The sequence below is a fragment of the Rossellomorea sedimentorum genome, assembly GCF_046237645.1.
In the GTDB taxonomy this organism is placed as follows: Bacteria; Bacillota; Bacilli; order Bacillales; family Bacillaceae_B; genus Rossellomorea; species Rossellomorea sedimentorum.
Genome location: NZ_CP143546.1, coordinates 3738381 through 3751200, shown reverse-complemented (window position 1 = coordinate 3751200; position 12820 = coordinate 3738381). Strand labels below are relative to the sequence as shown.

Here is a 12820-nt window from a genome sequence, read left to right as displayed (position 1 = left end):
TTAACGGGTTTGTCCGGCACCGGTTAGGGATTCTGTCCAAATGAACGGAATGAGGGTGGTGGCACTATTAGCCAAACCCTTTTCACACACTAATTACCGGGCCAGATAACGTTGAATAGAAAAAAGATTATCTCAACAAACTTTCATGAAGACTGCCCAATTTATATCTCAAAAAATCTCCTCAATCATTGAGGAGATTTTTTGAGTTTCTGACGGATTAATCTGCGGATGTTATTGATATTAAGGATCCATACAGCAATTGCATATACTGCCATCCCTGTAATGATTTGAACAGCGAAGCCGAAGAGTCCATCTATTGATAAGGCAGGCCAAATAAGGAGTCCCATTAAAGTGGTTGCAGCAGCAACCTTCCCTACCTCTTTGAAAGGAAAAGTGAGGGGGAAGATCCTTTTTCCTATAAGGGCACTGAGAATGACGGACAGGATATAGGAAATAATGGTGGCATAAGCTGACCCGGATATTCCATATTCAGGAATTAAGATGATATTTAAAATGATATTTAAAACAGCGGCAGCAAGAACAGGCCAAATCTGCAATTTTGTATTTTTGCCAAGCTGGAAGGCCAGGTCAAAGTAGTACATTTTAAAGCCCTGAATTAAAATGGCCAATGCAATCAGGGAGAAAATCGAAGCTGCTTTACCTTGGAACTCATCACCTAGGAATAAATCGGTAAAAGGAACACTTAATAGAATCATTCCCGTGGTGGCCGGCAGCGCAACCATCAACAACATTGTCGTATTTTCATTCAGCTGCTTTTGACATTCCTTGATTCCGCCTGTTTCAAGAGCTTTAACCACTAATGGATAGGCAGCTAAATTGATAATCATCATGAGCAAGAAAAGGATTTGTTTTGCAAGATCATAGGAAACTGCATATATACCCACCGCCTTTTTGTCCATTAGCCAGCCGATTAGATAACGGTCTGTATTAAGGATGATAGCCTCCATCGAAAGAGCCGCGATAAAAGGGAGAGAGTATATGACAACTTCTTTCATCATTTCTTTATTTATCAGTTTTACATCTACCAAGTGCATATACTTAGGAATGAAGAAGATGATAGAAATGAAAATCCCAATGATCAATCCAAGGACAATTCCTTCTCCCCCGAATCCGAAAAATTTTATGAGAATAAATGCAAATAACAAAGAAAGTACGACCTTTAGAGCTGTAACGATGCCGAACAACTTCGCAGAAAGTTCAGATCTCAAATACTCGGTAAATAAGTCAAAAATACTTTGCATAGTTAATAAGGCAATCCCCAAGAACCACAATAACGCCATTGAGTGGAAGGGAGGATAGGCCAGGAATATGCCTGTTCCCAACATGATTGTCAGCATACTCATGGAGACGAAGGCAGCTGATAGGGAGCTGATGAACATGGCTTTCTGCTCACCTTCGTATTTAGGGTTATAACGCAGAAGCCCCAATCTTAGCCAATGAAACAAAGTTGTATTTACAAAGGTCACGGCTGCAATGACCAACGCATATTCTCCGTATTCATCAGGTGAGAGTATCCGTGTGTATAAAGCAATTGCAATGAAATTGATTATGCCGGGGACACCTTTCGATAAAAAATAAACAAATGTATGCTTGAACATTTTAAACCCTCTCCAAACGTTACAATCAAGTAACAAAATTGTACTAATTTCATTAGGATTTGACAAAATATTTCCTTTACACTTTTTTTGTATTATCATTGATATTATCAAATCAATTTTTTATTATATCATAAACACTTATACTATATAGTGTGTTATTCCGACCAGGACTCAAAAGAGCCTTTAATGTTTAAGGTAAGGAAGAGCGTGAGTCAAAAGGATAAATGTCCATCGGCTTTTAAAATTCGCATTCTAATATAGATGAGGAAATAGAAAGTGTGGTACCTATTTTATGAAAGTATTACTGCTTGCACCGGCAAACAATGTGCATACAAAGAAGTGGCTTGAATACTACAATTCAATTGGCATAAAAGTTGTCAATGTCAGTCTGGAGAATCATAGGGATATGAGCCCCGATTGTAAGCTTGAGAACGTTGATAGGATATATTTGGACTTAAAAATAAACCATAAAATATCCTATATACTTACTGTTTCAAAATTGAAAAAAATCATTAAGAAAGAGAATCCTGATATCCTTCATTCCCATTATGCTTCAAGTTATGGACTTATAGGGGCCTTGGCGAAATTCAGTCCTTTTGTCATTTCAGTATGGGGATCGGATATATACGATTTCCCAAATAAAAATGTGATCGCAAAAGCCACTCTGCAGTTTGCTCTTCAAAAAGCAGATTATATCTGTGCAACCAGCCCTGCTTTGGAAAGGGAGACGAAAAAATACCTTAAAGAGGAAAAACCTTTATATATCACACCGTTTGGAGTGGATGTCAGTCAGTTTAAACCTCGCGATAAAAGACCCGTAAATAATGGCGGGTTTAAAATTGGTATAGCCAAAAGGATGGAACCAAAATACGGGATTGAATACCTGCTGGAAGGGTATAAGCTCTTCCTGGATAAAGTGGAACCTGAAAAAAGAGGTTCGATCGAACTGCTATTGGCAGGAGAAGGAGCTTATACCGGTGAGTACAAGCGGTTGGCAGAAGACCTGGGAATACGCAAGCAAGTAAAATTTTTGGGAAGGATCGAGCATGAAAAGATTCCTGACTTTATCTCGTCCCTGCATGTTGTAGTTGTCTCTTCTTTAATTGAAAGCTTTGGTGTCTCTGCAGTTGAGGCCCAAGCTTGCGGAGTTCCTGTCATTGCTACAAATGTCGGCGGACTTCCTGAAGTGGTTATAGATAGAGAATCGGGGTATATAGTTCCTTCAGAAGACCCCGAATCGATAGCAGACAGGCTTTACCTTCTATACACAGATCCATCAAAACAATTGGAGCTGGGCAGGAGAGGAAGAGAGCATGTTCTATTGAATTATGACTGGACAGAGAATTCGAAAAGAATGTCAGACTTGTATGAACAAATAGCACGGGATAAAGGAGAATTTAATCATGAATTTGCGTCTAAGTGATAAAACACAATTGAATTTATTTTTATTGATTATTGCATTAATCATTTTCAAACCCTCTCCAGGAATGATATTTGGGGGAGGGATCGTCAACTTAATTGTCCTTGGAGTGGAATTTATTGCAGGTATTGTTCTGATCCTGTTGATTAGAAGTACCACTCAATATCCAAATACGCTGATGGAGGTGGTAAAGGATAATCGTAAGGATTATGTATCCATTTTCATTCTTTTAACAATCGTTTCATTGTTTGTCTCTAATACATGGGGAATGATGAAGTCACCTAAGACCTCCTCATTGGTTGATTACATTGAGGCATACCGCTTTGTCATGTATTTGATTTTTTATCTTGCAGCAAAGTATGTCACGATGCCAAGCTTGAAAAAGCTGTATAAGCCTGCTTTTATTATGATCTTATTGGTTGAAGTAATCGGTATTATGCAGTTCTTCAATATATTGAATTTTAATAACCATATTGGTCTTCTATACATTTTGAGTGAGAGACATTACGAAATGATATTGAAGATTCATAGAATACCCAGCACCTTCTTCAACCCAAATCTGTATGGGACTTTTTTAGTTATCAGTGCGGCAATGGTGATTGGGTACATGACGATCAAAGGAAGGATCACCTGGAAGCCGTCTTTATTGCTTTTCACCATCTTTCTAAGTGTGTACTTTACCACTTCAAGAACTGCTGTTTTGACTATTATAGGGATATTGATATATTGGACCATTCTTAACACGTTTGTTGTCAGCAAAATTTCCTTTAAGCGTTTTGCAAGCAGTGTTATGACTCTGGCGATTTTTTTGTTGATTGGTTCAGTGCTGGTGCCTCAGATCAGATACTTGGATTATGCATCTAAGCAAGTGACCAGTGATCATGAGGAAGAGGAAGTGCCTCAGGAAGAAGATGCCGATCAAGAAGAAGCGAGTCCAGAGCAGCAAAAGAAGAAGCAGAATAATGTTGTGAGAAAAGTTTTTAAAAAGCTGGAATCTGTAAGCAGCTTTCAAAAACGTTTTGAGTTCTGGGAGAAAAACTTTGAGAAATTCATGGACTCTCCTGTTCTAGGAAACGGGTTAATGAAAAATTCGTTTATCTCATTTGCCGACAATCAATATTTGTATGTGCTCGCCAGATACGGCCTAGTAGGTTTCATAATTTACGCCGTCTTTTACGTGAGTGCATTCTTCAAAACTTTATTCAGCCTCCGGAGTAAGACTTTATCTCCTGAGAAAAAATCCCTTGCCCTGGCTATCAACTTATCTATTGCCGGTTTTGCATTTGCAGGGTTAACTTCAGAAGCTCTGTTTAACTTGCAAACCATCGTGATTCTTTTCGTACTATTTGGTCTGTTGTATAACCGGACATTACACAATAAATTCGAGTAGATGAAAAAAGAGGCTGGGACAAAACCCTCCTCTAAGATGAAAAAGCCGGTGAAGTTTTACGACGAGTAAAATTTCACCGGCTTTGATTATTTTTTGAACAAAAATAAGGACCTCTTCTGATAAAATAAAGTTACCACACAAAATCTCATCGGAAAGAAGGGTCCTTATGTTTAAAAATTATAACATGAATCAAGTGGTTTTGCCCCTGGATTTAGAATTCAAACTTCAAAAAAATGATATTGCCTTCGCAGTGCACAACCTCGTCGAGCAAATTCCAAACGAAGCCTTCGCCTCGTTCATACGATGCACGGGCTGTCCTGCTTACCATCCACGTATGATGATGAAGATTATTTTATGCGCTTATACCCAATCCGTTTTCTCAGGAAGGAAAATTGAAGCTCTCCTCGGCGACAGTGTCCGGATGATGTGGCTTGCCCAAGGACATGAACCATGCTACCGCACGATTAATCGGTTTCGTGTTTACCCAGAAGTAAAAATGCTTCTTCGTGAGTGCTTTATACAATTTCGCTGCCATCTCGTTAAGGAAAAGCATATTGATAATGAAGCGGTCTTCATTGATGGAACCAAACTTGAAGCAAATGCCAATAAGTTCACGTTTGTTTGGTGTAAATCAGTAGAGAAATATAGTGCTGGTCTGATCGAGAAATCAAATCAACTTTATGAAGAACTAGTGGAAAAGGAAATCATACCTGAAATTGAACGGGAAAGTCCGGAAGTACTTTCTACAAAAGATTTGGCTAAAGTCGTTGGGGAACTGGAAGGCACCGTTGATGAACTCACTCGAAACATCGAATCTAGTAAGGACGTAAGCGAACGGAAACAGCTTCGCTCTGTACGTAAGATGCCCAAGCAAATCCTCAAACAGTTTAAGGATTTTGTCGCACGCAAACAAAAGTATGAACAGGACATGGCTACCTTCGGTACGCGTAACAGTTATTCTAAGACAGATCGCGACGCAACCTTTATGCGGATGAAAGACGATTACATGAAAAATGGGCAACTAAAAGCTGGCTATAATGTACAAATTGCGAGCGAAGGGCAGTACGCTCTTGCCTATGATGTTTTCCCGAATCCGACTGATACACGGACATTCATTCCATTCCTGAATACGATCGAAAAGCACTTCTTTAAACTCCCAAAATACATAGTGGCTGACGCTGGTTACGGAAGTGAAGAGAATTATGAAGATGTCTTTGAAAACCGAACATCTACACCACTGATTACCTACAACATTTACCGCAAAGAGAAAACGAAGAACGCTCAAAAAAATGTATTCAATACGGCCAATTGGAAATATGATGAAGAAACAGATTCGTTTACTTGCCCAAACGATCAACGCCTCACATTTCGTTACCTATCTCAGAAGACTGACCGAAACGGCTTTTCTCGGGAGTTTAAGGTATATGAGTGCGAAAGTTGTACCGGTTGTCCTTTCCGTTCAGAGTGCACGAAAGCCAAGGAAGGAAATCACCGGAAGCTATTACTAAATGAAAAATGGGAACAACAAAAAGAGAAGATTAGAACACTGCTTTCAGATGAGAAAACGGGTGAAATTTACGGCCGACGCAAAATCGACGTAGAACCAGTTTTTGGATTTCTGAAGGCTAATTTAGGTTTCATAAGATTTTCTGTCAGAGGCAAGGAGCGCGTGCAAAATGAAATGGGCTTCGCGCTGATGGCGGTTAACTTGAGAAAGTTGACTGCCAGGAACGCAACCTAATCTACCAATACAAGAGAATAATTAAAGAAAAAGGGCTCCAGTCATCCGAAATGATGATTGAAGCCCTTTTTCCATGATTTTCGGCTAGTTATGTCCCAGCCTCTTTTTATTGTATTTGATTGTTTCCCTAAGCCCCTGCAATAGATACAGCCAGGGTTTTTCAAGGTGATTATATTTTTTGGCAAAGAATAGAAACAATAGTAAGATAGCAGTAGGCGTATTGTACATCCTTTTGAACATAGGCCCTTTCCCGATAAACGTCTTTTGGTTTAAACGGGTCTGCATCACAGGCTTTTGATGATTGACGACCACCTGTGGAAGATAGCTGATTCTATTTTTGTTCTTAAATAAATCAAATAGGAAGATATTTTCCTCTCCAGATGGGTAAACAGCCCCTAGGCCGAACTTTTCATCAAACTGGATCAAGTGATCCGGAATCCTGGTCCGGGAAATGAAAATCTCAATAGATGATTTCTTGAGAATCTTCCTGAGGGAAATCTGTTTCTGCTCTTCCTCATCATAATCCTTATAATAGGAGTTGCTGATCGGATCATATATTTGGAAACAAGCAACATCTGTGCTGCTATTTTGTTCAAAATAGGAGGAAACAATCTTAAAGGAATCTTGATTATACCAGCAATCATCATCGGAGAAAGTCATTATTTCACCATTAGCGTGCTTGATCCCGATATTTCTGGCCAAGGAGAGACCTTTTCTATCAATAGTTACATGATTGTACTTAAATTTAACATCATTTAAAACAAGTGTAATATAATCATGATTATCTTGTGATACAATAATTACTTCGAAGTCTTGATAGCTTTGGTTATCCAGGCTTTGAAACAAGCGTTTCAATTCTTCTGGTTTCGTGCCAAGAGTTGGTACGATTACACTTATCATTTTCTTCATCCCTCACAAATAAAATTACTCGCTATAGTATAGCATAATAATTTTGGGAGATTAAGAAAAGATTGTACTATGATATAATACACTTGATTTTTTACCGAGATGAATACTAATTGAAATTGATTACAAAACTAAGAGGTGAGTTAGTTGAAAGTAAAAAAAGCGATTATCCCCGCTGCGGGTTTGGGAACTCGATTTTTACCGGCAACGAAAGCACAGCCAAAGGAAATGCTTCCTATTGTTGATAAGCCTACGATCCAATACATTATTGAAGAAGCTGTATCTTCTGGGATCGAAGATATACTTATCGTGACAGGGCGCGGTAAGAGGGCGATAGAGGATCATTTTGATAAATCTCTGGAGCTGGAAGAAATGCTCGCAATGAAAGAGAAGTACGATGAACTAGAGCAGATCAAACAAATTTCTTACATGGCTGATATCCATTATATCCGGCAAAAAGAACCAAAAGGTCTGGGCCATGCCATCTGGTGTGCAAGGAAGTTTATTGGAAACGACCCATTTGCCGTTCTCTTAGGTGATGATATAGTCGTTTCGGAAAAGCCTTGTCTGCGTCAGTTAATGGAAATGTACGAGGAAAAGGAATCCAGCATAATTGGGGTGCAGGAAGTTCCTGACGACGATGTTTCTAAATATGGTATCTTAGATGTGGAAGATCCATCCAATGATGGTCCTCTCTTTAAAGTGAATGGACTAGTTGAAAAGCCGAAACTTGAAGATGCACCTTCGAATATGGCTATCATGGGCCGTTACGTACTCACTCCGGAAGTACTTGATATTCTAGAGAACATCGAGCCGGGTAAAGGCGGCGAAATCCAGCTGACCGATGCCCTTCAGGAATTGAACACCAAACAACATGTTTATGGTTATTCGTTTGATGGTAAAAGGTATGATATTGGAAACAAATACGGTTTTGTTCAAGCGACCGTTGAATTCGCATTAATGAGAGATGACCTTAAGGGTCCCTTGAAAAGCTGGTTAAAAGACATCATTTCAGAATGAACAAGGAGAAATGAAGAATGAATATTTGTGTAATCGGTACAGGTTATGTAGGGCTGGTTTCAGGTGTTTGCTTTAGCGATGCAGGAAACAAAGTAACCTGTCTGGACATTGATGATAAAAAAGTTAATGACTTAAGAAATGGGATCATTCCTATTTATGAACCAGGATTGTCAGAGCTGGTTGAGAAGAATATAAGAGAGAATCGTTTACACTTTACTACCGACTATGCTGAGGGGATGAAAGATGCAGACTTGGTGCTTATCGCAGTCGGAACGCCTCCAAAAGAAAATGGGGAAGCCAATTTGGACTATATAGATGCGGCAGCCCGCTCTATTGCTGAACACTTACATGATTATAAGGTCATTGTTACTAAAAGTACTGTTCCGGTTGGTACGGGTGCCAGGATTAAAAAAATCATAAAAAAGGCTTCTGGTCATGATAATTTTGATGTGGCCTCTAATCCGGAGTTTCTAAGAGAAGGTTCTGCTATCTATGACACGGTCAATATGGAGAGAGCCATTCTGGGTGTAGAATCTGAAAAGGCAGAAGCCCTCTTGAGGGAATTGCATGCACCTTTCACTAAAAATATAGTGGCTACAAACATTGAAACAGCCGAAATGATCAAATACGCCTCCAACGCTTTTTTGGCAACCAAAATAAGCTTCATCAATGAGGTTGCCAATGTCTGTGAACTTGTAGGGGCTGATGTAACCAAGGTGGCTGAAGGAATGGGGCTGGATAAGCGGATTGGTGCTCAATTCCTGAATGCAGGTATCGGCTATGGAGGCTCTTGCTTCCCGAAAGATACCAGTGCCCTTGTGAAGATAGCTGAGCAGGTAGGATATGATTTTAAAATTGTAAAAGACGTTGAAGAAGTTAATAGTCTTCAGCGATATAAAGTGGTGGACAAGCTGCTTGAAGCTTTCAATCATGACCTCACCAACAAAAAGATTTCTGTTTTAGGGCTTGCATTTAAACCAAATACAGATGATATGAGGGATGCCCCTTCCGTAGATGTTATTCCTAAACTTAAAGAACTAGGGGCGGAAATTGTCGCCTATGATCCAATAGCAGAAGTTAATGCCAAGAAGGTTATTGAGGGGCTTCAAACTAAGAGGGACCTTTATGAAATGATTAAAGGGTCTGATGCAATCCTGATCCTTACAGAATGGGATGAAGTAAGGGAGCTTGATTTTGAGAAGCTGGCTGATATATTAGATCACAAAGTGATAGTGGATGGAAGAAATATTTTCGATCCTCAGCAAATGAAGGAAAAAGGCTATTACTATGCCTCAATCGGCAGACAAACGGTAACACCATAAGCAGTGAAGGTGGATCCTTGTAAGAGGATCCACCTTCAACTAGTTAACGAGAAATGGAAGGAGGTCATTACATGATACTTGAGATCCTGTTTTGGCTGTTTATTATTCTTTCAGTTTATATTTACGCCGGCTACCCGCTGTTATTAAAGGTCGTAACACTGTTCAATAAAAAAGAAGAGATCACGGACACAGGATATGAACCGAAAGTTACCCTGTTTATAGCAGCTTACAATGAGGAAAAAGTTATCGCAGAAAAAGTACAAAATAGCGTTGACTTGGATTACCCTCAAGAAAAACTTGAAATCATAGTGGTGTCGGATGATTCCTCTGATAGAACGAATGATATTGTCAATGAATTTGCCAATAAATATTCAAATGTAAAGCTTAATGTAGTTAAAGGAAGGCAAGGAAAAACGGCAGCTTTGAATAAGTCTGTTCCGCTTGCCGGCGGGGAAATCCTTGTATTTTCGGATGCAAACTCCCTATATAAACCAGACTCCATCCATCACCTGGTCAAACATTTTAAAAATGAAGAAATTGGTGGTGTATGCGGGGAGTTAAGGCTTATGAATTCCACTAATTCTTCTATCGGGGAATCAGAAGGTGCCTACTGGAAGTATGAGAAGTTGTTAAAAATGCTCGAAACAGCAACAGGAACAACAATAGTTGCCAATGGTTCGATTTATGCCTTGCGTAAAGAGTTATTTAAGGAAATGAATCCGAATGTTGGCGATGATATGCAAAATCCGTTGATTATCATCAGTCAGCAAAAGAGATTTGTTTATGAACCGAATGCAATCACAATGGAAGAGACTTCTCCTAAGTCTTCAGAAGAATTTGGAAGAAAAGTCCGTATCGTAACCAGAAGCTTTACTGGAATTATGAGTTACAAGCATGTTCTGAACCCTTTTATGAATTTTGATTTCTTCTATAAGTATATGTCGCACAAATTCTTAAGATGGCTCGTTCCCTACTATATGATATTGATTTTTATTATTAATTTATTCTTGTTGGATCAGACCCTTTATCAAGTGATGTTTGCATTGCAAGTTGCGTTTTATTTACTTGCACTGGGAGGAAAGGTAACGAATAATAAAATTACCTATATTCCCTATTACTTTTGCCTGGTTAATTATGCTGCACTGCTTGGTACCATAAGGGCCCTTTCTGGGAAAAGGCAAGCAACATGGACACCTACGAGCCGTTAAGGGGAAAATCGATTTGAAGGTTCCTTCAAATCGATTTTTTGTTGTTTTTAAAGCTCTTTTCGTATATGTTGTTGCTATTTGAATGCAATAGTTCATTTACTCTTCAGATACGCGCCTCCGCGGGACGGCCGCTGAGCTTTTCGCGTTGGTACATTTGCCTGTCGGAACTAACCAATGTGCTTGCGATTTTTTAAATCAAGCAGTTCCAAATATATGTAAAATCTTAATCTTTATTAAGTCAGGGAATAGTGTTAAGATTCTATTACAATTATGTAAAAGAGGTAGGAGTCAAATGAATAAATTAAAGTTGCTTCTAAGTTCGCTTTGGCAAGATAAGTTATTAATTATTTCCGGTGTCGGGTTAGCAGTTAAAATTCTCTTATTCTATATCTTTTTAGGGAAAAATATCCTGGAAGTCAAAAGCCTGGTTTTCAGTATACCAGGTGTTTTATTGGTAGTCTTTTCGATTGTCTTCTTGTTTAAAACGTGGTCGAGAAAGTCATTGGTTATCCTGTTGAACATTTTGGTGACCTTTTTATTACTATCACAGTTGTGGTACATCAGGTATTTCGGGACCCCGTTATCATTCTTTGCTTTACTGCAAACTTCCAATTTGTCGGGGCTGGGACCGAGTATTGTTGAATTGATTAAAGTTCAAGAAATTCTTTTTATTATTGATATTGTCGTACTGCTTGTACTAACTAATAGAAATGCCTTTTCTATACCAAAAAGGCAGCCGTTCATGTTCGTAGTGTTTCTGATTATCGGAATGGTCCTGTTGACATTTAAACCCCTAAAGAATCACTATGTTGACGGCATTCCTTATGCACAGATTTTTAAAATCTATGATCGGTATGAATACATGTTGAAATACAATCCGGTTCAATACAGCTTCTTGGATATGTACTTAACGTATAAAAATAATAGGTATATCTCTTTAACTGCAGAGGAAGAAAATCTAGTGAGATCTTGGTTTGAAAAAAAGGACCTTTATCGAAAAGGAAGCGATTACTTAGAATATCCATATAAAGGTGCTGGAGAAGGGAAAAATCTCCTTTTGATCCAGGTAGAGTCATTAGAAAACTGGGTGATTAATAAGGAGGTTAATGGGAAAGCGATTACACCTAACCTTAACAGTTTACTAGGTAACAGCATTTATGCATCTAATTTCTTTCCGCAAACGAAAGGTGGAAGGAGTTCCGATGCAGAGTTCATATTAAATACTTCGTTATTCCCAGTAGATGAAGGGAGTACATTCTTTAGATTTCCGTATAATGAATATATGACACTTCCTGGACTCTTAAAGGATAAAGGATATTCCACCTTTGCCTTTCATGGAGATGAAGCGACTTATTGGAATAGAAACAGTGCCTACCCTGCTATAGATATTGATCAATATTATGCCATAGAAGATTATGAAGATGGTGAGGAAATCGGGATGGGGTTAAGTGATGAGGAGTTCTTTCACCAGTCAGTCGATTTCTTAAGTAAAGTTGAGCAGCCTTATTATGGATTATTAATTACCCTTACCAGTCATACGCCATTTGAAATACCGGAAAAGTATAAAGGCTTGGAGTTTGATGCCAAGTATAGTAACACGACATTGGCTAACTATTTACAATCCATACACTACACGGATATGGCGATTGGTAAATTGATTGACGATCTTAAGAACAACAATATGCTGGAAGATACGGTTATAGCAATCTATGGTGACCACGCCGGATTTGAAAGCAGAATAAAAGTGCAAATGATGAAAGAGAATCCGGAAGTGAGCGGCGTAGATGAATTAGGAAGAGTGCCTTTCATTATCTATAATCCTTCGTTTGAGGGTAAGGAATATAAGCATTACAGTGGTCAGATAGATATGTATCCTACTTTAGCCTATATTATGGGGGTAGATGAGGAAAAATATGAAAATCTGATTATGGGGCGTAACCTCCTCAGGACGGGCGACAGCTTCTCAGTCATTCCTCTGGAAAATACAATTAGAAGTGATTCAGAATTACCTTTCAATAAAAAAGAATTTGAAATGGAAGCTTTGAATATCTCAGACTTAATAATCAGAAGTAACTATTTTAAAGGCGAGGAATAAATTGGTAACACCCAGTTAGTTAGCTAAAACTGGGTGTTTTTTTACATTTATGTAGTTTTTTACGAAAACATGTCAAAAGTCTGCTCAAATGTGTCGAAA

9 protein-coding genes are annotated in these 12820 nt (G+C 38.7%); 7 read left to right on the top strand and 2 right to left on the bottom strand.

Translation table 11 applies throughout. From position 1 onward, the window contains the following. Positions 1-185: 185 nt before the first annotated feature. Complete coding sequence (locus V1502_RS18440; RefSeq protein ID WP_409252047.1) at positions 186-1619, bottom strand: lipopolysaccharide biosynthesis protein; 1434 nt, start codon at positions 1617-1619, stop codon at positions 186-188. Positions 1620-1911: 292 nt separating this feature from the next. Here V1502_RS18440 and V1502_RS18435 point away from each other — a divergent pair, with 292 nt between their 5' ends. The 3 genes from V1502_RS18435 (at position 1912) to V1502_RS18425 (ending at position 6170) form a co-directional block, all read left to right on the top strand. Then, entirely contained in the window at positions 1912-3042 is a 1131-nt protein-coding gene (locus V1502_RS18435) for a glycosyltransferase (RefSeq protein ID WP_409252046.1), read from the top strand. Then, positions 3023-4429 (top strand): O-antigen ligase family protein, encoded by a 1407-nt coding sequence (locus V1502_RS18430; RefSeq protein WP_409252045.1) that lies wholly within the window; start codon positions 3023-3025, stop codon positions 4427-4429. The genes V1502_RS18435 and V1502_RS18430 overlap by 20 nt, the downstream gene beginning before the upstream one ends. 166 nt (positions 4430-4595) lie before the next feature. Beyond that, complete coding sequence (locus V1502_RS18425) at positions 4596-6170, top strand: IS1182 family transposase (RefSeq protein WP_409252044.1); 1575 nt, start codon at positions 4596-4598, stop codon at positions 6168-6170. An 84-nt stretch (positions 6171-6254) separates the two neighbouring features. Here the strand turns inward: V1502_RS18425 and V1502_RS18420 are convergent, their stop codons facing one another. Next, on the bottom strand, positions 6255-7070 hold the full coding sequence (locus tag V1502_RS18420) for a glycosyltransferase family 2 protein (protein ID WP_409252043.1): 816 nt from the start codon (positions 7068-7070) through the stop codon (positions 6255-6257). 153 nt (positions 7071-7223) lie between these two features. Here V1502_RS18420 and galU point away from each other — a divergent pair, with 153 nt between their 5' ends. The 4 genes from galU to V1502_RS18400 all read left to right on the top strand — a co-directional run bounded on the left by galU (position 7224) and on the right by V1502_RS18400 (position 12721). Then, the gene (gene galU / locus V1502_RS18415) at positions 7224-8096 is read left to right on the top strand and encodes a UTP--glucose-1-phosphate uridylyltransferase GalU (protein ID WP_409252042.1); all 873 of its coding nucleotides are present in this window, start codon (positions 7224-7226) and stop codon (positions 8094-8096) included. Between the two features lie 17 nt (positions 8097-8113). Next, positions 8114-9418, top strand: a complete 1305-nt coding sequence (locus tag V1502_RS18410; protein ID WP_409252041.1) for a UDP-glucose dehydrogenase family protein — start codon at positions 8114-8116, stop codon at positions 9416-9418. 71 nt (positions 9419-9489) lie between these two features. Then, positions 9490-10626 (top strand): glycosyltransferase family 2 protein, encoded by a 1137-nt coding sequence (locus V1502_RS18405; protein WP_409252040.1) that lies wholly within the window; start codon positions 9490-9492, stop codon positions 10624-10626. Positions 10627-10918: 292 nt separating this feature from the next. Then, positions 10919-12721 carry an LTA synthase family protein gene (locus V1502_RS18400; RefSeq protein ID WP_409252039.1) on the top strand — a complete coding sequence of 601 codons (1803 nt, stop codon included), beginning with the start codon at positions 10919-10921 and terminating at the stop codon, positions 12719-12721. Positions 12722-12820 lie beyond the last annotated feature (99 nt).